Origin of the sequence: Pedobacter sp. MC2016-24 (assembly GCF_015223055.1) — a bacterium.
In the GTDB taxonomy this organism is placed as follows: domain Bacteria; phylum Bacteroidota; class Bacteroidia; order Sphingobacteriales; family Sphingobacteriaceae; genus Pedobacter.
The window spans coordinates 1,037,146-1,063,851 of sequence record NZ_JADFBX010000001.1 but is presented as its reverse complement, the minus strand read 5'-3'; the positions used below and the strand labels follow the sequence as shown (position 1 = coordinate 1,063,851).

Annotated in this window: 15 protein-coding genes; 14 read left to right on the top strand and 1 reads right to left on the bottom strand. The window is 42.6% G+C overall.

Annotated features, from left to right (window positions below; genetic code table 11):
* Positions 1–4: 4 nt before the first annotated feature.
* The 7 genes from IM797_RS04645 to IM797_RS04615 all read left to right on the top strand — a co-directional run bounded on the left by IM797_RS04645 (position 5) and on the right by IM797_RS04615 (position 15,500).
* The gene (locus IM797_RS04645) at positions 5–2,212 is read left to right on the top strand and encodes a glycoside hydrolase family 3 N-terminal domain-containing protein (RefSeq protein ID WP_194125909.1); all 2,208 of its coding nucleotides are present in this window, start codon (positions 5–7) and stop codon (positions 2,210–2,212) included.
* A gap of 326 nt (positions 2,213–2,538) precedes the next feature.
* Positions 2,539–5,532, top strand: coding sequence for a TonB-dependent receptor (locus tag IM797_RS04640; protein ID WP_194125908.1), 2,994 nt, complete (start codon positions 2,539–2,541; stop codon positions 5,530–5,532).
* Between the two features lie 17 nt (positions 5,533–5,549).
* Positions 5,550–7,199, top strand: coding sequence for a RagB/SusD family nutrient uptake outer membrane protein (locus IM797_RS04635; protein ID WP_194125907.1), 1,650 nt, complete (start codon positions 5,550–5,552; stop codon positions 7,197–7,199).
* Between the two features lie 71 nt (positions 7,200–7,270).
* Complete coding sequence (locus IM797_RS04630; RefSeq protein ID WP_194125906.1) at positions 7,271–8,491, top strand: SusE domain-containing protein; 1,221 nt, start codon at positions 7,271–7,273, stop codon at positions 8,489–8,491.
* Positions 8,492–8,517: 26 nt separating this feature from the next.
* The gene (locus IM797_RS04625; RefSeq protein ID WP_194125905.1) at positions 8,518–10,080 is read left to right on the top strand and encodes a DUF4832 domain-containing protein; all 1,563 of its coding nucleotides are present in this window, start codon (positions 8,518–8,520) and stop codon (positions 10,078–10,080) included.
* Between the two features lie 9 nt (positions 10,081–10,089).
* On the top strand, positions 10,090–11,310 hold the full coding sequence (locus IM797_RS04620) for a S9 family peptidase (RefSeq protein ID WP_194125904.1): 1,221 nt from the start codon (positions 10,090–10,092) through the stop codon (positions 11,308–11,310).
* Positions 11,311–11,534: 224 nt separating this feature from the next.
* Positions 11,535–15,500 (top strand): hybrid sensor histidine kinase/response regulator transcription factor, encoded by a 3,966-nt coding sequence (locus tag IM797_RS04615; RefSeq protein WP_194125903.1) that lies wholly within the window; start codon positions 11,535–11,537, stop codon positions 15,498–15,500.
* A gap of 33 nt (positions 15,501–15,533) precedes the next feature.
* Here IM797_RS04615 and IM797_RS04610 read toward each other — a convergent pair whose 3' ends face one another.
* The gene (locus tag IM797_RS04610; RefSeq protein WP_194125902.1) at positions 15,534–17,312 is read right to left on the bottom strand and encodes a hypothetical protein; all 1,779 of its coding nucleotides are present in this window, start codon (positions 17,310–17,312) and stop codon (positions 15,534–15,536) included.
* 130 nt (positions 17,313–17,442) lie between these two features.
* On the opposite strand from IM797_RS04610, the gene IM797_RS04605 reads away from it, so the two are divergent.
* The 7 genes from IM797_RS04605 (at position 17,443) to IM797_RS04575 (ending at position 26,696) form a co-directional block, all read left to right on the top strand.
* Positions 17,443–17,874 carry a secondary thiamine-phosphate synthase enzyme YjbQ gene (locus tag IM797_RS04605; protein WP_194125901.1) on the top strand — a complete coding sequence of 144 codons (432 nt, stop codon included), beginning with the start codon at positions 17,443–17,445 and terminating at the stop codon, positions 17,872–17,874.
* 87 nt (positions 17,875–17,961) lie between these two features.
* Complete coding sequence (locus tag IM797_RS04600; RefSeq protein WP_194125900.1) at positions 17,962–18,555, top strand: RNA polymerase sigma-70 factor; 594 nt, start codon at positions 17,962–17,964, stop codon at positions 18,553–18,555.
* Positions 18,556–18,675: 120 nt separating this feature from the next.
* Positions 18,676–19,812, top strand: a complete 1,137-nt coding sequence (locus tag IM797_RS04595; protein ID WP_194125899.1) for a FecR family protein — start codon at positions 18,676–18,678, stop codon at positions 19,810–19,812.
* Between the two features lie 253 nt (positions 19,813–20,065).
* Complete coding sequence (locus IM797_RS04590) at positions 20,066–23,386, top strand: SusC/RagA family TonB-linked outer membrane protein (RefSeq protein WP_194125898.1); 3,321 nt, start codon at positions 20,066–20,068, stop codon at positions 23,384–23,386.
* An 11-nt stretch (positions 23,387–23,397) separates the two neighbouring features.
* Entirely contained in the window at positions 23,398–24,870 is a 1,473-nt protein-coding gene (locus IM797_RS04585) for a RagB/SusD family nutrient uptake outer membrane protein (protein WP_194125897.1), read from the top strand.
* 20 nt (positions 24,871–24,890) lie between these two features.
* On the top strand, positions 24,891–25,649 hold the full coding sequence (locus IM797_RS04580; RefSeq protein WP_194125896.1) for a DUF4397 domain-containing protein: 759 nt from the start codon (positions 24,891–24,893) through the stop codon (positions 25,647–25,649).
* Between the two features lie 123 nt (positions 25,650–25,772).
* A complete protein-coding gene (locus IM797_RS04575) occupies positions 25,773–26,696 on the top strand; it encodes an ABC transporter ATP-binding protein (protein ID WP_194125895.1) in 924 nt (307 codons plus the stop codon).
* Positions 26,697–26,706: the final 10 nt, after the last annotated feature.

Here is a 26,706-nt window from a genome sequence, read left to right as displayed (position 1 = left end):
ATAAATGAAAACAACAATAACCAGCCTGCTCGCGCTGGTATTCCTGACTAAGGGCTTATTGGCACAGCCTAAAAAACAAGGTTTCTTATACCAGGATGCCGGTAAACCAATTGAAGAACGCATCAGCGATTTGCTGGGCCGGATGACGCTGGAAGAAAAGGTCATGCAATTGAACCAATACACTTTGGGCAGAAATGACAATGCCAATAATATGGCCGATCCTGTGAATGATATTCCGGCGGAGATTGGGTCTTTGATTTATTTTAGCAGCAATCCCGACTTGCGTAACCGTGTGCAGCATAAAGCGATGGAAAAAAGCCGGTTGGGCATACCCATCCTGTTTGGATATGATGTGATACACGGTTTCCGCACCATTTACCCCATATCACTCGCGCAGGCTTGCTCCTGGAACCCTGAATTGGTGCGTCAGGCTACTGCTGTGGCCGCGCAGGAGTCTAGAATGTCGGGTGTAGACTGGACTTTTTCGCCCATGATCGATGTGGCACGCGATGGACGCTGGGGGCGCGTTGCTGAAGGATATGGCGAAGATCCATACACGAACGCTGTATTTGCTGTAGCCTCTGTAAAGGGATATCAGGGAGATAATTTAGCCAGTCCGACAAACGTAGCCGCTTGCCTTAAACATTATGTCGGTTATGGTGCATCAGAAGGCGGACGTGATTACGTTTATACAGAAATTTCAAATCAAACGCTTTGGGATACCTATATGCTTCCTTACGAAGAAGGTGTAAAAGCCGGAGCTGCAACCTTGATGAGTTCTTTTAACGACATCAGTGGTACCCCGAGTTCTGCCAATGAATACCTGTTACGCGATATTTTAAAAAAACGTTGGCAGCACGATGGTTTTGTGGTTTCAGATTGGGGTGCTATCGTACAGCTTACGGCTCAGGGCGTGGCCAAAGACAGGAAAGAGGCAACATTAAAATCATTTAATGCCGGTGTGGAAATGGATATGATGAACCAGTGTTATGATCGCCACCTGGCTGATCTGGTTAAGGAGGGTAAGGTGAAGGCAGATTTGCTTGACGATGCCGTGAAACGGGTACTTCGCGTGAAATTTCGTCTGGGTCTCTTTGAACGGCCTTTTACACCGGTAAGTACAGAAAAGGAACGATTTCTTTTACCTAAAAGCCTGAAAATCGCAACGCGCCTGGCAGAAGAATCTATTGTGTTGCTTAAGAATGAGCGTAAAACGCTGCCTTTGTCTGCTGCCTTAAAAAAAATCGCTGTGATCGGACCGATGTCGAATAGCAAATGGAATTTACTGGGCTCCTGGAGGGCTCAGGGGAATGCAGACGATGCAACTACCGTATATGAAGGTCTGAAACGCGAACTTGAAGGCAAAACCCAGGTGGTCCAGGCCCCAGGTTGCGATTTTGATGGAAATGATCAATCGGGTTTCGCAGAAGCCGTAAATATGGCTGCTGGCGCCGATGCGATTGTTGTTTGTTTAGGAGAGAAAAGTCAGTGGAGCGGAGAAAACGCTTCCCGGTCCACCATAGCCTTGCCACAGCTGCAGGAAGAACTGCTGTTTGCACTTAAAAAGACAGGAAAACCGCTTATTCTTGTCCTTTCAAGTGGCCGTCCTTTGGAATTGAACCGCTTAGAGCCCCTGTGCGATGCGATTGTGACGATGTGGCAGCCGGGAACACCGGGTGGAAGTCCAATAGCTGCTGTAATTTCCGGCAAGGTAAACCCCTCAGGAAAACTGGCGATGACTTTTCCTTATGCTACTGGTCAGATTCCAATTTATTACAACCACCGGCAGAGCGCCAGACCTCATCAGGGCAAATATCAGGACATCCAGGCTAAGCCGTTATACGATTTTGGTTACGGCTTGAGTTATACCACTTTTGAATACGGCGACTTGAAAGCTTCGGCCCGGAAAGTTAAATCCGATGGAACTTTAACCCTTGAAGTGGCAGTGAAAAATACGGGTGATGCAGATGGTCTAGAAACCGTTCACTGGTATCTATCGGATCCGGTAAGCAGTATTTCCCGCCCGCTGAAAGCACTTAAGTATTTTCAGAAGCAATTGGTGAAAAAAGGCGAGACCCGGATTTTCAGTTTCCAGGTCAATGTGAAAAAAGACTTTGGATTTGTTGACGGAAAAGGTGAAAAGTTTATTGAAGCAGGCGACTATGAAGTGATGGTGAAAGACAAAAAAATAAAAATAGAGGTTACACCATAAAATAGACAGATAACCATGAAAATATGCCTGTTTGTACAAAAGCAAACCATTTCCGTACAAAAACGAACCCTCCTAAGCAGGGTTTGTATTTAGTTTTGTGCATACCAAAATATAAAACCGAACCAAATATGAAAATGTAATCATTGCAGTCATTCAACTTTTGTCGTGTCTTGATAAAAGTCTGCCAATCACAAGAAATGATGTTTAACGATCAAATAGCAATGCCTATAGGAAAAATCAGACCAATAGAATTACCTTCATTTCTGATATGAAAATGGAGACAAAAAATGTAAAATATTTTAAATACTAACCATATATAAATCTAAATGATAAAAGAAATACACATCAAGCTAAAAGGCTGCATTTTGGTTTTTGCCCTGCTCTTGCTATCGGCAGCCCATAGCTATGCACAACAGGATCTTATTAAAATTAAGGGGAAGGTTACTGATGAAAATGGATTGGGGCTGATTGGGGTTTCCGTTCGTGTAAAAGCCAGCAATACCGGAACCACTACGGATAAAGATGGGAACTATGCTTTACAGGCTGCTTCATCTGCTATAGTTGTTTTTTCATATGTGGGCTTTGATAGCCAGGAAGTTAAAGTGAACCCTTCCGGCACCATGAACATTACCCTATCTGGGGATAAACTGCTGGACCAGGTGGTGGTAGTGGGTTACGGTACGGCAAAGAAAAAGGATCTAACCGGAGGATTGGCCATAGTAGGTAAAGAACAGTTGAGCATGGTTTCTACACCCAATTTGATGGACCGTTTAGTAGGGCAGGTTGCTGGTTTCAGCATCACTACAGGCAACGCAGCACCCGGTGCTGCCCAAACTTTGTTGATTCGTGGAGAAAATTCCATATCTGCCAATAACTCGCCGCTGATCATTTTAGACGGAATTCCGTACAGTGGTTCACTGGCAGACATTGATCCCAACAACGTTGAAAATCTAAGTATTTTGAAAGATGCTTCTGCAGTAGCAATTTATGGATCACGCGCCTCTAATGGAGTAATCCTGATACAAACAAAACGAGGTGCACTGGGTAAGGCTCAGGTTACGTATCGCGGACAGTTGGGCGTCGCTGAGCCGATGCAGCAAATCGACGTCATGGGCCCCAATGAATACATTCGTTTTCAGCAGGACATTGGCAGATTAAGGCAAGGATATACCGGCGCTTTATTAGATCCGGTAGCCGGAGACATCATTAGCGTTACGGAACGCGGAAATTATGTGAATGGGATTACCAACGACTGGCAAGATTATATTTTTAGGAAAGCCCTTACCATGGATCACCAGTTGAGCATTTCAGGAGGGACGGAAAACACCAAATACATGGCTTCCCTTGCGGCGCTGGATCAGGATGGTGTGGTGTACAATTCGCGTTTGTCACGTTTGAACATGACGACCAATATTGATCAGACTTTTAACAAGTGGTTAACTATTGGTGTTGGTTTGCAGTATACGCAAAGAAGCGATGGCGGGATTACACCAAATATAGAACACGCCATTAAACAAAGCCCTTATGGCAGTTATAAGGATGCGTCCGGTAAATATGTTCCGGAACCTATGGAGTATTCTCTGATTGCCAATCCGATGCGTAATGTCAACGCCATTCAGGACAGAATTAACCGCAACTTTTTCCTGTCCGGTTATGCCGATATCCTATTGCCTGTTAAAGGCTTGTCTGTACGGTCTAATTTCGGATACAATTATAGAAACGGTTTTACCGGAACCTATTATGGACGCAATACTTTCGATGGCAGAGAGCAGGCTGGTCTGGTAGGTGGTAGTGCTTCTATCAGCAACTCAAACTACAACGATTATACCTGGGAAAACCTGTTGAAATACGAACGTACATTTGGTGATCACCGCTTAGATGCCACAGGTTTATTCAGTATGCAGCGCACTAAAAGTGTAAATTCCTCGCAAAGCGGACAGGGTTTTGTAACGGATGATACCCAATATTTCATGATGAATACTGCAGCACGTAACATTGTGAACGACTCCGGATTATCGGAAACTGCCTTGCTTTCTTATATGGGTAGACTGAACTACAGCTACAAGGGAAAATATATGGTTACCTTAACCGGACGGTCTGATGGTGCTTCGGTTTTTGGCATCAACAATAAATATGCATTTTTCCCAGTCGCAGCCCTGGCCTGGCACATTGGCGAAGAACGCTTTTTAAAAGATAACGCGAAATGGATAGACATGTTGAAATTAAGGCTTTCTTATGGTGCCAACGGTAACCAGGCCATCACGCCATACAGAACCTTAGACCGTTTATATTCCAATGTAAAATACGTTTGGGGAGATGACGGTGTTGCGGTAAATACGGCTTACCTGGCTGGTGATGGTATTGGTAACCCCAACCTGAAATGGGAAACCACCTATTCCACCAACATCGGTTTGGATTTTCAGCTTTTTAAAAACCGACTTAGTGGAACCATCGACGCCTATAATTCCAGGACAAAAGACTTGCTGATGACGCGTACGGTTCCCATCATGAACGGGTACAGCAGAATTTGGGACAATATTGGAGAAACACAAAACAGGGGTATCGAGGTTACTTTAAATACACTTAACCTGGATGGCAAAGATTTCAAATGGAACTCTACTGCCGTATTTTCACTGAACCGCGATAAGATTGTGGAGCTGAGGGGTGATGGATTGGACGACATCAGCAACAACTGGTTTATAGGAAAACCATTGCGGGTATTTTTCGATTACAACATGATTGGTGTATGGCAAAATGGAGAACAGATCACCATTCAGGGTGCTGTTCCTGGTGGAGCAAAACTGATGGATTTAGATGGAAACGGAATGATCGATGCTAAAGACAGGATGGTGATTGGTTCTAAAAATCCACGTTACACGGCTTCTTTTGCCAATAGACTAAGCTATAAGAATTTTTATGCATCGGCATTGGTAACTGGTGTATTTGGGGTATGGCGAGATGATCACATGGCCAATATGGGCGCATGGACCTTCGGGATCACCAATTACGTCCATGGCGCCAATTACTGGACGCCGGAAAATCCAAATGCGACCATCGTTTCTCCGGGCTATCTCAATCCTGTAGGGCATGGCTATTACAAAGAAGTGAATTATGTACAGGTTAAAAATATAACTTTCGGATACCGGGTTCCACAAAATATAGCCAAAAAGGTAGGCCTGAGTGGTATAGATGTCAATGCAAGTGTAAACAACCTGCATACTTTTTCTAACATCAGGCAAGTGCTGAATTACGACAATACCTGGATGGCTTCTTTTCCAACTGCACGTTCCTATATGTTCGGTCTAAACGTCAATTTCTAATTTAATACAACAAGAAAATGAAGAATATTATAACCACAAGTATTGCGCTGATCCTGTTGATCTCCTTAGGCGGCTGTAAGAAGTTTTTGGAAGAAGAATTGAAAACAGAGTTGGCACCAACCAATACTTATACCAGTACTTACGGATTTGAAGTAGGAAGTGCCGGACTTTACGCACTGACGCGTTCAGAATACAATACCTATGGCGAAGGCGGAGCCTATATCCACAATGGTGCCGCTCCCTATGAAGCCTTACAGGCAGCCACGGATATTGCAGATGTGATCAACAGTGACGCCTCTTTAATGGCCTTTGCTAACCTTACCCTTACGCCTGCAGAAAGGTTTGTCGGCACCTACTGGAACTGGGCTTACAGTGTCATTTCCTCAGCCAATCTGATGCTGGTTTATTCAGAGAAAAATACCAATTGGGATTCACCGACAGATAAAGAACGTTTCCAGGCAGAAGCCCGTTTCTTCCGTGCCTATGCCTACCGTACACTGGTTTATTTGTATGGAGATGTGCCTTATGTAGAAACGATATTATACGATTTTAAACTTAATTTTACCCGTACGCCTAAAGCAGAGGTCATTGCCCACATGGTGGATGATTTGAAATTTGCTGCAGCGCATTTGCCAACAAATCCGGATCAGTCTGGATTTAAGCAAGGTAAGGTGACCAAATGGGCAGCAAGTCATTTGTTAAGCGAAATTTATTTATTGCAAGGCGATTATCCGGCAGCAGAACAAGCTGCACTGGCGGTGATCAACAGCGGATATTACAGTTTAATGAAAACCAGGTTTGGGGTAAATAAAGACAAACCAGGTGATGTTTTCAGCGATTTATTTTTGGAGAACAATCAAAACAGATCGGCAAGTGGCAATAAGGAAAGTATCTGGGTACTGCAATTTCAGTTCAATGTAGTAGGTGGAGGAACCAACTCCGACGATTGGACACGCAGGGCCTGGATTCCCAACTATGCTTCGATCAGTGGATTTGTTTTAGCGGATACTTTAGGTGGTCGCGGTATTGCACAATTGGTGCCTATGAAATGGTGGACAGGGACAACACGTACCAATGCCACAGGAAATGTGGCCGGTATTTTTACTGCTACTGATATCCGGAATTCAAATTATAACATCAAACGTGACTGGTATTATAACAATGCAAGCGATGCTGCGTTGTATGGAAAAAAAGCTCCAATTACAGAACAGACCTGGTTTACGACCAAGACTTTGTTTCCTGCCATTACCAAGTTCTTTTACGGGCGTGCTGAAAACTTAAGTTTAACAGGTAGCTATAAAGATCGTATGAAGTTCCGTTTGGCCGAGACTTACCTGCTTTTAGCAGAGGCTTATCTGGGGCAGGGCAATCCACAAAAAGCAGCTGATGCCGTAAACGAAGTCCGTAGACGGGCCGGTGCCGGCGATGTAAGCGCAGCTCAAATGGATATGGATTTCCTGCTGGATGAACGGATCAGGGAGCTGGTAGGTGAAGAGAGCAGACGGTTTACGCTGGTACGTACCAAGAAACTGGTAGATCGTGTCAAGTTATACAACAATGCCATTAAAGATAAAGTGAACGACAACCACATTTTGTGGCCAATTCCTCAGTCCATCAGAGATGCGAACAGAGATGCACCATTCCCTCAAAATCCAGGTTACAACTAATCGCAGGATGACATCTGTCTCATTAATAATCATGAATTAAAATAGCATAATGATTTTGGTTTAATAACATCATGAAAAGAACAAACTATTTATATAAAACCTTATTGTCTCTGAGCTTTTTGCTTTGTGTTTCGGCCTGCAAAAAGGAGATTAAAGACATCCCAAAAGTTCAGGAGAAAATGGAGCTTAAGGTTTCGTCGGCGAACATCGCTTTAGACGAGAATAACCCGGCTAAAGACATCCTCACATTTAACTGGGCACCGGCCCGGGCACAATCTGACGATCATATGGTTTCGTACACCACCAAACTGGATGTAGTTGGCAATAACTTTGGATCATCAACCGCAATCATGACCTATGAGGATGATGGTGTATTCAGCAAAAGCTTTACATCAGAGCAATTGCAAAACTGGGCGAACCAAAAATGGGGTATCCCGGCCAATAAGGCCTTTACACTGGAGTTTCGCATAGTGGCCGAATGGGCAGGCGGTGCTACTTTTGAAGCACCGGAGGTCCGCACCATCCGGGTAACTGTACAGCCGATCAAAACAGTTGTTTTTGAGGCCGATAAGGTCTTTGTTGACGGCACTGCCGTACCTGGGCCGAACGGGATTGAAATGCCCAAAACATTGGAAAATTTAAACCAATATGCCTTTGTGCTTGACCTGGAACCTGGTGAACTGCAGATTCCGGTTGAATTTAACGGTAAGAAAAATTACATCGCGGCAGCTGATGCCAATACCTTGCTTAAAGATGGTACAGCCGTTGATGTTAAAATGCGGGAAACACCTTTTTCCTGGAAAATAGAGACCGCCGGAAAATACAGGGTGGTCGTCAATATGCAAAAAGCAACCGCCACCATTTATTCGGCTGCGCAGGACCTGACACCAAAAAGTGTGGTCTGGACCAATAATGGCCTGGTTACCACAACTGAAGTTACAGATTTGTGGTTACACGGCGTAATTAACGGTTATGGCGCACCGGTTAAAATGAACTGTACGGTGAGTTTAGCCGATCCACAAGTACTGGTATACACCGGGGCCAGGGTAGGTAAAACTAAATTTATACTTTTTGGAGGGCCGATTACCAACAAAGATCTTGCTTATGCCTTTAGTTGTCCGCTTACCGCTACAGGTGCACTGCAGGAACTGACCCTGGTACTCGGTAAAGTAGCAGAGCTATCGGGGGGTACGACAAGTGCACAGCGCAACTCGTACTATACAATTCCGGCAGGGACCAATGTGCTGGTGTTGGATTTGCGCAATATGACTATACTGGCTGAAAAACGGTAACAATAGAAAAAATAAATGATATTCTAATGAAAAGATTTAAATATAGAATCATGATTTCACGAGTGTTGACTGCATTATTATGTGTCCTGCTTTTTGCCTGTAAAAAAAGTGCTGGCGACGATGCGAAAAAAGCGCAGGGCACCCTGGTTAAACCGAATTACAATAGAAGTTCCACCTTTCGAAACCCATTAAACGGATGGGTGATGTATGGCTCTGGTTCTGGCATTGAATCGTATTGGGATACGGAATATTATGTGCCAGATTTGGGGAAAAAAGTAAAAGCTATAGATTATGCTTCAGCTTGTTACATTCGAACCAACTGGGCAACATTTAACCCTTCCAATGGCGTATATGCCTGGAGGGACCCAGGATCTGCCCTTTATAAAATGATCAAGGGAGCTGAGAGCCGGGGCTTGCCCATTGCTTTTCGTATTGTGGTAGACGGACGCGATCAGGGCTTGAATACCCCGCAGTTTGTGTTCGATGCCGGAGCGAAATACTTTGTGGAGAATGCTTCGTTCCCGAACAGGAGAACGCCTTATCCACAAGATCCGGTTTTCAGGCAGTATTATGCTAAATTTATCGAAGAGCTTGCGAAAGATTTTAATGATCCAAAGAAAGCCGCATTTATTGATGCCTATGGCCTGGGTAAATGGGGAGAGGCACACAACGTAATTTATTTTGATCCGAATGCATCTTCCGGCCAGAATGTGGAGCAAGCCAAAGAAGAGGTGATGGATTGGATCTCTGATCTGTACGTGAAAACATTTACCAATGTACCTTTAATCATCAACTACCACCGGGTGATTGGAGATCCTGTAAGCTGGGGTTCTGCAAATCCCAATTCAGATCGGTTGTTAACTAAATTGATCAATAAGGGATATAGCCTCAGACAGGATGCTTTTGGAATGACCGATTACTACCAAACCTGGGAAAAGAATTTTGCTAAGGCCTGGAATTTTAAGCGCCCAATTCTGATGGAGGGTGGTTGGATCACCAGTGGTACACACCGCTATTGGACCGATCCGAGTGGTAAATACAGAGAGGGGCATCCCGAGGATGTCAGGAAAGGTGAATTCGATTCCTCATTGGAAGCTGCTGTAAATACGATGGATTTTCGCATGGGTGATATCGAAAGCTGGTTTACCAAATCCTTTTCATTGGTGCAACGTTTTGTATCCGAAGGTGGATACCGTTTATATCCCGATCAGGTCTATCTGCCGGAGAAAATCAGTGGTGGTGCTGAGACGACCATTACACACCGCTGGAGAAATATGGGCTGGGGATATTTTCCCAACAATATCCCGCAATGGAATTACAAATATAAGGTTGCTTTTGCCTTACTGGACGCGTCAAATCAGGTGAAGAAAGTTTTTGTAGATAACGATAGTGAACCTTCCGGCTGGTTAAAAAATACGCCGGTAGCTTATGAATTCAAAACCAAAGTAGACTTACCGGCCGGAACTTATACATGGGCGGTAGCAATTGTAGATACCAAAAAAGAAAACCAACCAGGAATCAAGCTTGCTGTGAATGGTGATGTCACGGCCGAAGGTTGGCTGAAACTTCTTAATCTGCAGGTGCAATAACAATTGGCTATGATCAACCGGGGTAAAATGTTCATCGTGCTTGTATGGTTTATGGTGGTTAACCAGGCTCATGCCCAAAAAACGGACGTGTTTATGGGTGAAGTGGTCAACTATGATGAAGCAAAGGTACCCCGGTATCAGCTGCCGGATTTGCTGCGGACAACTACCGGACAGAAAGTTAAAAATACAGCGCTTTGGGAAAAAAAGCGAAGACCTGAAATTGTTGCTTTATTTAAAACACATGTTTACGGCCAAAGACCTGAAGGATTTGACAGCATCAAATTTAACCTGATCAGTAAAATACCCGATGCAATGGATGGACGTGCTTGCCTGAAAGAAGTAAACATCAGCATCTGGAACAAAGGGAAACACATAGACATCCCGATTGTACTATTTATACCAAACAGGCGCGACGGGCCCGCGCCTGTTTTTTTACTGATCAATAACCGCAGTAAAAAAAATACCGATCCCAGCCGCAGCCTGAAAAGCACATTCTGGCCCGCAGAGCTGATGATTGAAAAGGGATATGCCATTGCTGCGTTCCATGTGGCAGATGCAGCACCCGACAAAAAAGACGCTTATCAACACGGTGTAATCGACCAGCTTTATCCAGAACAGCTGGATCGCGAAGATGGCATGAAAGCGATTGGTGCCTGGGCCTGGGCGGCCAGCAGGGTTATGGACTATTTTGAAACCGATAAAGATCTTGATGCCCGTAAAGTTGCCTTGGTTGGCCATTCCCGTGGTGGTAAAACATCCTTATGGGCTGGTGCACTTGATCAGCGTTTTGCCATGGTATTCAGTAGCTGTTCCGGGAGCACAGGGGCAGCTCTGGCCCGCCGCCAGTATGGTGAGACGGTCAGTCTGATCAATAAACAGTTTGGCTACTGGTTTGCTGATCGTTATAAAACATATAGCGGTCAGGTTGACAAACTTCCTGTTGATCAGCATATGCTGATTGCCCTGATGGCTCCAAGGCCGGTATATACCACAAATGCTGTGGAAGACCGTTGGGCAGATCCCCTTGGTTCGTACCTTTCGTTGTGGAATGCACGTGCGGTGTACAGTCTGTATGACAGAAAAACGATGCTGACACCAGAACCACCTCCCCTCAATTCCCCAATCATCAACTCCTTTATCGGCTATCATTTCCGTACAGGCATCCACGATCTGAATGTTTACGATTGGGAGAACTTTGTCCGATTTGCAGATTATCATTACAGGCTTTAAATGGGTATTCGTCCTTTTCATTACAAATGTGCCGGCAGCTGAGCCAGTTGCAGATAAAATTATAGAAAACGAATAATTATAGTAAATTCAAAAAGCTAAGCTTTGTACCTTCTTCGATTCAGTTTATGGGAATACGCAAATTCATTTTTTTGTTCTTTTGCTTTTGTAGTTTGCTCTTTAAGAGTGCTTTTGCTATAGATATATCCCGGTATCGCTTTCACCTCATGCCCGAAACTTCCTATTATGGAGGCATACAAAGTATCACTAAAGATAGCTTAGGCCGAATCTGGTACACCGGTCCCGATGCTGTTTTTATGTATGATGGAAATAAATTCTATCAATTGAATGATTTGGTCTCTGCCAGTAATCCCAAGGTGAAATGGGCGTTCGGAACCTTAATTACTGATAAAAAAGGCAGGTTGTTCCTGGCCACAAACCACGGTCTGCTCAAATTCAATTACGCACATTTTGCTTTCGATTTAATCTTACCGGGGAAAATCCGGTCGATCTCTTTGCATGACAGCGGTAAATTGTATATGCTATCTGAAGATCGTGTGTTGTCCTACGATCCGAAAAACCGGACTTCAGGCAGTTTTCCCTTACCTGAACATAAGTATTTTAGTCATCTCATTATTTTGAAGGGTAATATCTTCGTTTCCCAGGAAGGTCTGCTGTACAAAGTAGCGCCCGGGAAAGGCAGTTTTGTATTGTTTGCAAATTTCGGTACCACTGCGGCAAACCTGGTCAATGACGGACTTGAGTACCATGGTGCTTACTATTTTCTTACCCAGCGCGGTGGGATTTACGTGACTGATACTCAGGGTATGATCCAGAAACATGTTCCGGTTGCGGTTGCAGGAAGTCAGCCCATTATGTCTAAAAAACTATTTCGTGACCAGGCTGGAATGATATGGGTAGCAACACAAGTTGGTCTTTTTCTTTATGACCCGTTTAAAGATCAGCATAGCTTATTGAAAATGAATTTAAACGATGCCTTCTCGTTACCCAACAATTCCATCTGGACCATATACCAGGATCCGGATCAGGGGGCCTGGATTGGAACTTATGGGGGAAAGATAGCTTATTGCTCTTTGTACGATGCCTATGTGCGTTATTTTAACCCCAGTCCCGGCGGACTTAACCATCCGGTTGTCAGTTGCTTTCAGGAAGATGACCGCGGCAATATCTGGATTGGAACCGAAGGTGGCGGACTCAATTACTGGAATAGGGAAAACGATACCTTCCAGCATTTCATGAAATCCAATAAGAATTCACTTAACTCCAATATGATCAAACGCCTGCGTTTTGATTCGGAGCGGAAAAATTTGCTGATTTCTACATTCAATGGAGGCATCTCATCTTATGACCTGAACCAAAAAACATTCAGCGATCTGAATTTTCTTTCTCCAATCAGTAAGCAACCTTTAACGGTCTATGATTTTGTGCGCGATAAGGAAGGTACCTGGTGGATGACGGAGCCTGATAAAAACTTTTTTTATAGAAGAAACAATCTTGGTGCGACTGAGCAGGTCAGGGTTGTGGACTTAAATGGCAAGCAATTAGATTTAGAAGTAGAGGCGCTATATCTCGATCAGCAAAGTAACCTTAGGCTGATTACCCATCAGGGATTATTTATTGTGGATCGTAAGACGCTGAGGGTCCTGAAACATTATTTCATCAAGGACAGTCCATATTCCGTTAACCAATTGTGTTGTTATCATGAGACTTCAAATGGGGATTTATGGCTGGGAACTTTGGGAAGGGGAATCAATGTTTTAAAGAAAGATGGCAGTTACCTGAATTTTAACCATCAAAATGGTTTTCTGCCAAAAATGGTGTTCGGTATCCTGGAAGATGAGGTATCCAAAAATGTCTGGCTGAGTACAAGTGAAGGACTTTATTATTACGATCAAAAACTGCAGAAGTTTCATAAAGCCAGATTTTACAAGGAGAATAGCTGTGGATCTTTTTACATCAGGTCAGCTTATAAAACAAAAAAAGGAGAGCTGATTTTTGGCGGTACCAATGGCTTTATACTTTTTGACCCTGGATATCTGAACAAAAACCCACAAAAACCGCGTGTATTTTTTACTGGATTTTTGATCAACAACACCCGTGTTACGGCCAGTACCGCGGGCTCTCCTTTGTTGAAAGACATCTCCATGTTATCCGATCAAAAGCACGATCAAATTGAGCTTTCCAGTCGGCAGTCTAATATTGAGATCAGGTTTTCATCGAATAGTTATTTGTCGGCGGATAAGAACCAATTTGCGTATCGCATGCTGGGACTTGGCGACAAATGGTTGCGGATCAATTCCAATCAGCGGTCGGTACATTTCTTTAACCTTCCGAGTGGGGATTATACTTTTGAAATCAAGGCTTCCAATAACGACGGACTTTGGGCTGATGAAATATCACGGCTTTATATACATGTAGATCCTCCATTTTTTCTTTCCTGGTGGGCTTATCTGACTTATTGCCTGATCGGATTGGGCTTGTTGTTTTTCATCATGCGATACTACACCAGTAAAAAAGTGTTTAAAGAAAGACTGGCGCTTCAAGCATTAAAAGAACAAAATATGAGGGATTTGAACCAGGCCAGAACAGATTTCTTTACCAATATCTCGCACGATTTAAAAACACCGCTTACACTGGTGTTGGAACCGCTTAAACAATTGCGTGAAACCCTGGTTCCCGGTGATCAGACTGTTGGTTACATGCAGCTTATCGAAAAAAATGTGTCGCGGATACAGCGGACAATCAGCCAGTTGCTTCGCTTCAGGGAAATAGAGAGCCAGAAGGTGACTTTAAATCCGCAGACAGGTGATTTAATCAGCTTTGTCCGCGATTTGTTTGGGCTGTTTGAATTGTATGCCAACAAGAAAGAAATTGAAACCAATATTACGGCGCACAAAGACCAATTGTCCGTAGCTTTTGATTATGATATCATTGAGAAAATCCTGACCAACTTATTCTCCAACGCTTTGAAATATACCAACAGTAAGGGCTATGTGGGGGTGAGAATTTACGAATCTACGGATGAGGAAAAAGCGCGGTTATCTGACAGGCCGGACCTGCAGCAAAATACATACATTTCCATAGAAGTATTGAATACTGGCGCTGGATTTTCGGAACAACAAATTGCTTCTCTTTTCACCTCTTTTAATCGCCTGTCTGCTTTCCGGCCAACTTTCGAAGAAAGTTCCGGACTTGGCCTTGCCATTGTGAAGGAATTGGTAGAGGTCATCGATGGAAAAATCTGGATGGTCAATAAAACAAACAAAATTTCCTTTACGGTGATGCTGCCTTTTAAAAAGGAAGCCAGTGCAGGGGACATGCAGTGGAATGTTTATGATTATACCATTTCGGAAATTGATGACATCATGCTGGAGTCGGTCGAACCAGATGCGGCCATTAAGAATGCACGGAAAGCAAATAGCCTTTTACTTGTAGAAGACGATCCGGCTATGCGGAGTTATTTAGAAAGGAGATTGTCGGAAAAATACAATGTGTATACCGCAAGTGACGGGCTGGAAGGCATCATCAAGGCGGAGAAGATCTATCCGCAATTGGTCATTACAGATCTGATGATGCCCAATAGCAATGGATTTGAAGTCTGCAAGCGCTTACGTGAGAATTTTAAAACCAGTCATATCCCGATTGTGATGATTTCCGGGATGGGGGACGATCATCAAAATAAGATTAAGGCGCTTGAATTCGGTGCCACTGTGTTTATTGATAAACCATTTGAAGTGGAGTACCTGTTGCAACAGATTGATACCATTTTAAAGAACCGGCAGGAATTGAGAGAGATGTACAGTAAACGCCTGGTAGTTGATCCAGCAAAGGTTACCATCACCTCCATGGATGAAGAGCTTTTGATCAAGGCCATGAAGTTCATTGAGTTGAATATGGCAAATCCCAATTATTCGGTTGAGGATTTTGTTTCTGATATGAATACCGGGAGAACCATTCTATATCAGAAAATTCACGATATCGTAGGCATGTCGATCAAAGAATTCATTTTAAATATCAGGTTAAAAAGAAGTGCGGATTTACTGGAGCATTCCGATTTAACTGTAGCAGAGGTGGCTTATCAAACTGGCTTTAACAATGCAAAATACTTCAGTGTATGTTTCAAAAAACAGTTTGAACTGAGTCCCTCAGAATTTAAACGGAGGTTTACGTAAAATTTTATCCTGGTTAGATCAGCTGATGCGGATCTATAAATACGCATCAGCTACTTTTAGTGAAAATAAACTGAATGTTTTAATCCCGGGAAGTGGATTGAGTTTTAAAATACCCTCTTTTTTAAAGGATTTGTTTTTATTTTCTTCCTCGTTGTAATTCTTGTACTCATGGATATATTTCCCGGTGCTCAGGTTGTAATCAATGGTTGAAGTATAGGACGCATCCCCATCTGTTCGGCTGGCACCTATCAAATAAAACCCTCCGTTTTGATAGCGGTATTTATGGGTACAGCCACCACGAAGGAATTCGTTATCGACGATTAAAATACCCTTACTGATTTCCACTCCCGTAAAAAAAACATTGTTCATGCTTTCGTCAGCTACTACGCCTTTGCTTTCTACTGCAAGGCGGTAATCGCCATTCGGCTGGCCAAAAAGAATACGCAGTGTGCGCTCTGTATTTTGTGCGTTTTTCAGCAATTTTTCGGGTTGGTAAACAATCACCATATCGGTCAGCCCGTCTTTATTGAGGTCGCCGCTTGCGGAGGTATCCAACACTTGCCTTTTGGGTATAAAATCCCGCCAGCGGGAAGTTGAAAGGCCCTGGTCATTTGATTTAGGTACCGGATTACGTTCCTGATTTTGTTTTGCCTGAAGATAGGCATTGTACTGTGCTGTTACAGGTGCTTTATTTTGCTGTAGCAATTGTAAGGCTGCGGTATAATGTGTTGGCCCGATTGAATTTTTTAAGCTGGCTTCGCCGGGTTGATAATAGCTGAAAGTACGTTTAATCGTGCTACCTGATCCATCTTTAAACAAAGATTTGCAACTGGTCCAATTGTTCCTGTTGTCGTAAGTATACGTATAGTTGATTACATAGGGAGCCGGATTTTTCGCATCCGCATCTACTTCTGTTCTTTTCAGCAGATCTCCTTTAGCATTGTACTGATAAGTTGTCCTTTGCATGAAACCTGATGGCATTTTTTGGTAATAACCATAAGTATCACTCAGTAACCTGCCTTGCGGATCATAGGTATAACGATGTCCGAAATCTGATATGTCCTTCGCATTGTAAATGTATCGCTCCTCAATTTTTTTATCGTTTTTGTACCAGTACCAATATCCTTTTCCTGCATCATAAGCATCTGCAGCCTGGTAACTGTAGGTGACTTTGTTTTTTGGATTTCCTTTTTCGACCAGTTCGAAAAATAATTTATGCTCGTAATTTTTAGGGGCATAGCCAAAGCTTTTTTCGTCCCAGGCCCTGGATAGGTTTTTGTCCCAATCAAAGGGTACAAATCCATTCGGAATGGTAAATGACGACAAATCTATGGACTGTGTGGTTTTGCGGTTGTAGATTTCGTTCCTGCTGAACATCTTTTCTTCCGTTACTTTTGGCGCATGGTCATAAATGTAGAAGTATTGCCAGCTACCATTACTGAACTCACCACTCAACAATTTCTTTCCTGCGGCATTGTAGGCCTGAACATTAAAACTTTGTTCTTTTCCATCAGCTTTGTTGAAGGACTTTTGCAAGGCAGCGATTTGAGTTTTTGCATTTGTATAATAAAATTCGCTGCTGGTATTGTAGGGCGAAATTTCTTTAATTTTTCGTCCCTGTTTATCGTATTCAAAAATTGTGATCAGTTCTTTAGGCGCTTTGCCATGGTCCGTTTTGATTAAACGCATTGTTTTTACCGGACCGTTAAAGCGATATTCGGGTTCTGAAATTTGTGCAGTGGCCGAATGATGCATACAGAGCATAACTAAAGTCGCAATCAACAGGTAATGGTGCTTTTTAAACTTGATCATTTTGTAACAGGGGTTCTTGTCCAGGATTTCATCTAAACAAAACGAATGCCGTAATGTGCATGCAGCGGAATTGAGGCCATGAAAACAATTAAAATGCTTTTTTGTATTAGATTTGTTAGTATTGTATCCCATGAAAATTTTTCAAGAATTATTGACACTCCGCGCCAGGAAAAGAGGATTTCATTTAATTACAGCAGAGATCATTGCTGCAATGCCAGAAATCAGCAGGTTAAAAACAGGTATTTGTCAGGTATTTATTCAGCATACCTCTGCCTCATTGACGATTAACGAAAATGCCGATCCGACTGTGCGTAAAGATTTTGAAATGTTTTTTAACAAAGCTATCCCGGAAAATGACCCGGATTATGCGCACGATTACGAATGTTCAGACGATATGCCGGCGCATTTAAAATCCTCAGTTTTGGGCTGTTCGGTGTCAATCCCAATTCGTCATGGACAATTTGCCCTGGGTACATGGCAGGGGATTTATCTTTGTGAGCACCGGAATTACGGAGGGGAACGAAGGCTCGTGATTACGGCCTGGGGTGAAGATGGGCTGTGATTGTAAATAATATTTATGTAGGTTTGTTCTGCAAGGGGTACTTAATTTTACTGCTTCATAAATAACTGGAGCTTTCAATAACGGTTAATGAAAACGTATGCTGATTTTACTGATGCTGAACTGATCGTGCTTTTAAAGGAGCGGGATCATACTGCGTTTACTGAAATTTACAACCGGTATTCAGTTTTGATGTTTTATAAGGTCAACCAAATGCTCAGAGACGAAGAAGTCTCCAAAGATCTGGTGCAGGACCTTTTTGTTGGCCTTTGGGATAAGTCTGCATTGATCCAGGAAAACAACAATTTATCTGGTTATCTGTATGTCGGTGCCAGAAACAGTGTATTGAAATTTATCCAGCGCAGTAAACTGAAAAATGATTATGTATCCTCTCTGGCCGCTTATGCCTCAGAAGTGAGTATGGAAACCATTCAAGACATTGATGAAAGGGAACTGCGGGGCATTGTACAAAGGGAAATTGACAACCTGCCCGCTAAAATGAAACTGATTTTTGAAATGAGCCGTAAAGAAAACCTTTCTCATGCCGAAATCGCAGGTCGACTGGGCTTATCGGATCAAACCGTCAAAAAGCAAGTCAATAATGCCTTGAAAATATTGCGGACTAAACTATCTGTATACGCACCTCTCGGCTTGGTCATTCTGGAACTTTCCAAAAGAAATTAAAAATAAATCAGTTGACAGTCAGGTGTTTGTGATAATTTTGGTTTTTTATTCATTTTCATCTACGCCTTAAACACATTTCATGGCTATTACTTATAAATCAGGGTAAACTGAGGATGCGTAATGAATAAGGAACAGGCAATAGCATTGATTGATAAGTATAACGAAGGTAAAGCATCGGTAGAAGAGGTACGCCTTGTCGAGAACTGGTTTGCTCAGCAATCAGAAATTACACAGCAAATACCTCAGGACTTAGATTACCTGAACATCAAACAAGAGATGTGGTTAAAGATTGATCCGCAGATTAATCATCTGGTGAAGCTGAACCCCAACAAAAGAAAGCTTGGCTTTGGTATCGCTGCAGCTGCGGCCGTATTGCTCATCGCTATGACTGCGGTGTTCTTTTATGTAAGCCAAAAAGATAATGTTGCTGTTTCCCTGGCTAAAAACGACGTCAATCCTGGTAAAAATAAAGCCTTGCTTACCCTGGCCGATGGGCGGAAGATCAGTTTAACTGATGCCATGAATGGCGAGGTGGCCAAACAGGCAGGCGTACTGATCAGCAAGAATGAAAAGGGACAATTGATCTATCAGGCAACCGGCGGTGTAGCGGGTAACGGACAAAATGAATTCAATACCATTGAAGCTCCTAAAGGTGGACAGTGGCAGGTCATCTTACCGGATGGTTCGAAGGTTTTTTTAAATGCTTTATCGAGTTTAAAATACCCGGTTAGTTTTTCTAAAAGAGAAAGAAGGGTAGAATTAAATGGAGAAGCGTATTTTGAGATTAGCCACAATAAAAATCTTCCTTTTAGGGTAATTGCCAAAGGACAGACCGTGGAAGTGCTGGGCACGCATTTTAACATCATGGCTTATCCGGATGAAGCGGTCATTAAAACAACCTTATTTACGGGAAGTGTGCGGGTGGCCAGTGCCAGTGAGTCAATGATTCTGAAACCTGGTGAACAGTCCCAGTTATCAGGGGATAAATTGAAAGTGGTACCGGATGTAGATCTGGAAGATGTCATGGCCTGGAAGAATGGCTATTTTAAATTTGATGAAAACTTAGCCGACGTGATGGCTAAAGTTTCCCGTTGGTATGACGTAGAGGTAAACTACCAGCTACAGCCAGACCCGGTATTTAAATACAAAGGTGAAATATCACGGAACAAGAACCTCTCTGAAATTCTAAATATGCTCGAATACACAGGTAACGTACATTTTAAAATTGAAGGAAGGAGGGTGATCGTAACGAAATAGAAATATGAAGCTGCGTATCCTGGAAAAAGGAAGCCAGAAGTGCTGGAAACACTCCTGGCCGATGCCGGAATATGTCAATAAAAATTTGAGGTCCTATCAACTAAACCAGACAAACAAACTTAGGGAATATTGTGCGTTAAAGCAATATTACGGTTTTCATCGACCGCTAAGACTTTGTCGCAAACATGATGAAATGTGTAAAAACTATACTAAACAATTCATACCCAACAGGTATGTGAAAAAACTATTGCTAATGATACGATTAACCACCGTTATTTTAATAGCTACTTTTATGCAGGTAAGCGCCAGCAGTTTTGGCCAGCGCATCACCTTAAATGCTAAGAATGTTCCTTTAGAAAAGGTATTGAAAGACATCCGCATGCAAAGCGGTTATGACTTTCTCTTTAGCGAGGCTTTGATTAATTCCAGCAAGCCCATTTCTATTGCAGTTAAAAATGCTTCGATAGAAGAAGTGCTGGAAAAGTGCTTTGACGATCAGCCGATTGTTTACAAGGTTGAAAATAAAACAGTTTTGCTAAGGGCAAAAACCCCATCCATTCTGGATAAAGTGGTGGCAGCCTTTGCAGGCATCGATATCTATGGGGTAGTTGTTGACATACAAAATAATCCTTTAGCTGGCGCAACGGTAAGCATTAAAGATGGAAAGCGAAGCACAACCACCGGTGGCGGTGGGCAATTTAGCTTGAAAGGCGTTCCGGAAGATGCGATTTTGCAGATCTCATTCATGGGCTATGTCACCAAAGAAGTGAAGGCCAATAGCAACCTGTTGGGGATCAAGCTGGAATTGAGTACTTCGAAACTGGATGAAGTTCAGGTGATGGCCTATGGAAAAATAAGCCGCCGCTTATCCACCGGAAACATTGCTACCGTTACCGCGAAGGAATTGGAGCAGCAACCTGTTCAAAATCCTTTACTGGCTTTACAGGGCAGGGTTGCAGGTATGATAGTAACGCCCACAAATGGTTACGCCAGCAGTCCCGTTAAAGTAGAAATCAGAGGCCGAAAAACCATCAGTGGAGATTTCGTATCTGATCCTTTATACATTGTAGATGGCGTTCCGATAAATAATTTAGAAGTGGGACCCTATGTGAACTATGATTCTGGTCCAAGGGGGGTGATTCAAAATGGTGCACTGATCACTGGAGGACAAAGTCCGCTTTATAACATGAATAGCAGAGATATTGAAAGTATCGAGGTACTTAAGGATGGAGATGCTACTGCCATTTATGGTTCAAGGGCAGCCAATGGCGTGATTTTGATCACCACAAAAAAAGGCAAGCCGGGAGAGACAAAATTTAACACCTCGCTGGAACAAGGATTTAGTGTGCTTACGCAACATTATGATATGCTCAATACCCAGCAATACCTGGAAATAAGGAGAGAAGCATTTAAAAATGACAACATCGTTCCCAATGAAGTAAATGCACCAGATCTGGTGAATTTTGATCCAAATAAGTATACCGACTGGCAAAAGAAAATTTGGGGAAATATTGGCAGACAAACCGCTGCTTTCATGTCTTTGTCAGGTGGAGATGCACTCACGCAATTTCGTGTCAGTGGTAATTACAACAGACAAACGGAAATTTTGACCACAAAGGGGAGCAATCAACGCGCTGGTTTGTCTTTAAATTTAGGCCATGCTACTCAAAATAGGAAATTTAGAATAGATGTAAACATGATGTATGGCTATTCTTCAGTCAACACGACTTCTTCGCCAGGCTTGAGTACTTTACCGCCCAATGCACCAGATATTTATGATGCGGTAGGAAACCTTAATTTCGAGCAATGGAGGGGAGCACCTGGGTCGAATCTGATTTTTCCTTTTAGTGATCTGGAAGTTCCGTACACCTCCAATACATTTGATCTGAAAAGTAGTTTAAATCTACGCTATCAAGTGTTGAAGAATCTGTCTATAGCTACCAATATTGGATACAACAGTATTGCCAATAAGAATAAGGGATTTGTACCAATACGTTCGCAAGATCCCATATCTAACCCTGAAGGAAGCAACTTTTTCGGTACCAATGACAATTACAATTTGACGGTTGAGCCGCAAATAGATTATAAGGTTAATATCGGTGAGGGAAGTCTGACCGCATTGCTTGGTGGTAATCTTCAGCAAAATTCAACAAGTGGTACCGCAACATCGGGAATTGGTTATAAGGACGACGATTTACTGGAGTCAATTACGCTGGCGCCATTTAGTGTAACTACTTCCAATTTAGGTTATTATAAGTATGCTGCGGTGTTTGCACGACTCAATTACAATTGGAAAGATAAATATATCATTAACCTGAATGGGCGTAGAGATGGTTCTTCCCGTTTTGGTTCCGGCAATCAATTTGGTAATTTCGGCTCTATAGGTGCAGCCTGGATTCTATCTAAGGAGGATTGGATTAGAAATGCTTTGCCAGAGTTTATTAGCTTTGTAAAGCTTCGGGGAAGCTACGGATTAACGGGTAGTGATGCAGTTGGTGATTATCAATACCTTACCAGGTGGTCAAAAAAACCTAATTTAAGTGATCCTTTGCCTGATTATGATGGCTCCGGGGCTTTAATCAGTACACAGGCTGTAAATCCAAATTATCAATGGCAGGTAAATAAGAAACTGGAAGCAGCGCTTAGCCTTGGCTTTTTAGAAGACCGGATTAACTTTGAATTGGCCTTTTATCGTGATCGTTGTGGCAACCAGCTCACCAAATATCCTACACCCATTTTTACCGGGTTTAAAGAGGTTACCGCCAACTGGCCTGCAACTTTAGAGAATAGTGGCTGGGAACTTACCATGAATGCTTCCCTGGTTCATACCGACAATTTTAGCTGGAACATGACTTTAAATGGTTCCATTAATTCAAATAAGCTGATAGATTATCCGGATCTGATGCGTTCACCTTATGCCACGAAATATAAAATAGGTAAATCGATTAATACGCAATATGTATTGCACTATCTGGGCGTTGACCCACTTTCTGGCCGATATACTTTTGAAGATTACGACAAAGACGGTATGTTAGGCTCGAGCTCTTCTGTTCCATCAGGGACTGGTGGGGATGACCGCTACGTAGCATTGGATCTGGCGCCCAAATTTAGCGGCGGATTTGGTAATACATTTACCTATAGGAATTTCAGTTTGACTTGTTTTTTTGATTTTAGAAAACAATATTTTACAGACCCGGATTATAATGTACTGTCTCCAATAGGCAGCCAGTTTAACCAGTCTGTTGCTATTCTTGGTAATTATTGGAAAGCCCCTGGCGATCATGCAAAATATGCAAAGCCAACAACGCTGCAAGATTTGAACAACAACTATTACACGGTTTCAGACGAAGCTTATAAACTTGCGACTTATGCCAGGCTTAACAATTTATCTTTGTCTTATTCCTTTAATCAGAAGCTTGCCAGAAAGCTTGGTGCATCTTCATTAAAAGCCAATATGAATGCACAAAATGTATTTGTGCTGACCAATCAAAAAGGAATAAACCCAGACATACAACAGTTTGGTTCACTTCCAATGGCAAAGATTTTCTTATTTGGTCTATCCTTAACTTTTTAACCGCTATACAGATGATCACGAAAAGAAATTTAAATATATATGTGTGTGTCGCAGGTTTAATCCTCACGGTATGCAGTTCCTGCAAAAAGCTAATTGCTATTCCTGAACCTGTTGATACGCAAACGACAAACAAGGTATTTGCAACTGATATGCAGGCCAATTCGGCAATGGTAGGTGTTTATTCAGTATTGATCAATGACGTTTCCGGAAATTCTACCGGATACAGTGGTTTTGCAACGGGTTTAAGTACAATACTTGGTAGCTTATCTTCTGATGAATTGTCAATCGATTTGTTTGCAGGTACGAGTTTTAATCCCTACAATACCAATAAAATATTGGTGAATAACACTTATACACCTACCTTATGGAGTTCTGCTTACCAAAGTATTTATGGTTCAAATGCAGTTATTGAAGGTATCGAAGCTTCCACTTCTCCTAAATTGAATACAGCTACAAAGATTCAGCTTACCGCAGAGGCGAAATTTATGCGTGCCTTTAGTTACCTGTATCTGGTCAACTTTTTTGGCGATGTTCCTTTGGTATTGACCATTGATTTTAACCAAACGGCTAACATGACCAGAACGCCGGCCCAGGAAGTTAAAGCCCAGATCATTAAGGATCTGTTGGATGCCAAAGCTGGCCTGCCTGCAGATTTTTCTGGTTCGAAAACCAACGAACGCATTCGACCAAATAAATGGGCCGCTGCAGCCTTGCTTGCCAGAGCATACTTATACAATGGCGATTATGCCAATGCATTGGCGCAAGCTAACGAAGTCATTGGTCAAAGCCAGCTATTTCAATTGAATGACGATTTAAATCATGTTTTTTTAAAGAACAACAACGAGGCAATCTGGCAATTACAGCAAAGTAATGTGGCTTCTATCCGTGGAAATGCTACTCCTGAAGGCTATTCTTTTTCTGTTTACCGTTCAACAACAGATAGCAAATACTATGGTTTCGTAATTTCCGATGTTTTGGAGCAGACATTTGAAGCTGGTGACCAAAGAAAAGAAGATTGGTTGTTTCCACTGCTTAAGGATGGAAAGACCATTTACTACCTCAATAAATATAAAATTGGGCTTAGCAATTCTTCAGTTAATGCACCCATTACCGAATATGCGACCGTAATGAGATTGGCAGAACAATACCTCATCAGAGCGGAAGCAAGGGTATTGGCTGGCAATCAGCTGGAATTGGCGATCGGAGATTTGAATGTACTTCGTCATCGGGCTGGATTGGGTGATTTGCCCTTAACTTTATCGCACGATCAAGTCCTTGCTGCAATTGCGAAGGAACGGAGAACAGAGTTCTTTGGGGAGTGGGGGCACCGTTGGTTTGACTTGATCAGAACTGGTAAAGCGCATGATGTATTGTCTGCCATGCCGGGTAAACAGCCGTGGTGGGGGGATTACCAGTTTCTTTATCCAATTCCGCCAGATGAGATTATGACAGACCATAAGTTGATACAGAACCCAGGCTATTAACCATTTAATTTAACAACAACATGAGAAGATTTAATTTAGTTAACTGGCTGTTGGGTATCGTAATTTCTGGTGCTTTTGTTTCCTGTAAAAAAGAAGCATCACCGCCATTAGTTTCTTCGCTTACCTTAGTCAATACCGTTGCTGGCAGTGAGCCTCTGATTACCGATTTTTCCGAGGATGGGAATTTGATCAATTACGCTGGTGCATTAAGAGTTCCGTATGGCAGTTACAATGATGCATTTCTTCTGCCTGTAGCAAAAGAACTGCAACCTTTAAGGCTTTTTCAATATCCTGACACCACGTCTGGCAGCAAGCCCTTGTTTGATTTAAAGCTTCAATTGGGTAAAGGGACTATCAATACCTTGTTCCTTACAGGAACAGTGGCCCATCCTGAATATTTGATCTCTACAGCAATACCACCATTGCATCAAGCGGCGGATAGTACGTTTGGAGTTCGGTTTATCAATCTGTCTTATCAAAGCAGACCTGTTGATGTTTATGTAACAACAGGAACTGGAGAAAAAGCGGCAGATGGACTGGCTTATAAATCCATTACAGATTATAAGCGTTTTAAAGCTGTTGCTGCTTCAGGAAATTACACGTTTGAATTTCGCGACCAGCAAACGCAAAATGTTTTGGCTACTTATGTATTTGATGAAGTGGGTAAAGCCAGTGGTAATCTATGGCTTTTCAGGAATTTTACCCTCGCATTTACCGGTTTGCCAGGCGTTACGCAAGGTGATCAAAAACAAGATGCATTACTGGTGCTGAACTACTAATAAATAAGATTGTACTAAACTTTTTGAGGTGTTTCGTTATCCCGGCCTGGCCGGGATAACTGACGCTTTAGCTACAGCTACGTGCAATCGCGATTAAATAAACTTATACAATTCAAAAAAAATATGGAACCAATCGTTCGTATTGTCGGACTATCGCATCGTTATAGCACCAGTTGGGCTATACGTGACATCAATATAGAAATTCCTAAAATCGGAATTTTAGGCTTGCTAGGCTCTAATGGCGCTGGTAAATCCACAACCATGAACATTCTCTGTGGCGTGTTAACACCAACCTCAGGGGAGGTCATTATTAATGGAATTAACCTGGCTAAGCAGCCGGAACTTGCTAAGCAGGAGATTGGTTTTTTACCGCAAACCCCACCCTTGTATATGGATTTAACGGTAGATGAATACCTGGTTCATACCGCAATTCTCCGCTCAGTGGAAAGCGCAAAGGTAAAATCAGCGGTGGAAGAAGTGAAAGAGCGTTGCGGCCTCACCCATATCAGTAAAAGATTAATTAAAAACTTATCAGGTGGGTATAAACAACGGGTTGGAATTGCACAGGCCATTATTCACCACCCGAAACTCGTGGTGTTTGATGAACCGACCAATGGTCTTGATCCGAACCAGATTATTGAAGTACGCTCCCTGATCAAAGACATTGCAACGGATCGCGCTGTCATCCTTTCTACGCATATCCTAACCGAAGTACAATACCTATGCAAGGATATTGTGATGATTGAAAGTGGAAGGATTGTTTTTGCAGATACCATGGAGGCTTTTGACAATTACATTGCACCGCACAGTATGGTGGCGATCATGGAAAATGCACCTCCAGCTGAGACTTTACTGGCCATTGAAGGCATTATAAGGATTGAAATGCTTACTGAGAAGCAATTGCGGATCTATTTTAATGGTGACCGCAACATTTCTGAAATTGTGGTGCTGGAAAGTGCAAAACAAGGCTGGCGCTTACGTGAGCTCAATATGGAAAAGAATTCGTTAGATGAAACTTTTGCGCAACTGTCCAGAATCTCCAACTAAAGAAATACAC

Coding starts and splice junctions, on each gene's coding strand:
- IM797_RS04645 (WP_194125909.1), top strand. CDS start 5: ATGAAAACAACAATAACCAGCCTGCTCGCGCTGGTATTCCTGACTAAG.
- IM797_RS04640 (WP_194125908.1), top strand. CDS start 2,539: ATGATAAAAGAAATACACATCAAGCTAAAAGGCTGCATTTTGGTTTTT.
- IM797_RS04635 (WP_194125907.1), top strand. CDS start 5,550: ATGAAGAATATTATAACCACAAGTATTGCGCTGATCCTGTTGATCTCC.
- IM797_RS04630 (WP_194125906.1), top strand. CDS start 7,271: ATGAAAAGAACAAACTATTTATATAAAACCTTATTGTCTCTGAGCTTT.
- IM797_RS04625 (WP_194125905.1), top strand. CDS start 8,518: ATGAAAAGATTTAAATATAGAATCATGATTTCACGAGTGTTGACTGCA.
- IM797_RS04620 (WP_194125904.1), top strand. CDS start 10,090: ATGATCAACCGGGGTAAAATGTTCATCGTGCTTGTATGGTTTATGGTG.
- IM797_RS04615 (WP_194125903.1), top strand. CDS start 11,535: ATGCCCGAAACTTCCTATTATGGAGGCATACAAAGTATCACTAAAGAT.
- IM797_RS04610 (WP_194125902.1), bottom strand. CDS start 17,312: ATGATCAAGTTTAAAAAGCACCATTACCTGTTGATTGCGACTTTAGTT.
- IM797_RS04605 (WP_194125901.1), top strand. CDS start 17,443: ATGAAAATTTTTCAAGAATTATTGACACTCCGCGCCAGGAAAAGAGGA.
- IM797_RS04600 (WP_194125900.1), top strand. CDS start 17,962: ATGAAAACGTATGCTGATTTTACTGATGCTGAACTGATCGTGCTTTTA.
- IM797_RS04595 (WP_194125899.1), top strand. CDS start 18,676: ATGAATAAGGAACAGGCAATAGCATTGATTGATAAGTATAACGAAGGT.
- IM797_RS04590 (WP_194125898.1), top strand. CDS start 20,066: ATGATACGATTAACCACCGTTATTTTAATAGCTACTTTTATGCAGGTA.
- IM797_RS04585 (WP_194125897.1), top strand. CDS start 23,398: ATGATCACGAAAAGAAATTTAAATATATATGTGTGTGTCGCAGGTTTA.
- IM797_RS04580 (WP_194125896.1), top strand. CDS start 24,891: ATGAGAAGATTTAATTTAGTTAACTGGCTGTTGGGTATCGTAATTTCT.
- IM797_RS04575 (WP_194125895.1), top strand. CDS start 25,773: ATGGAACCAATCGTTCGTATTGTCGGACTATCGCATCGTTATAGCACC.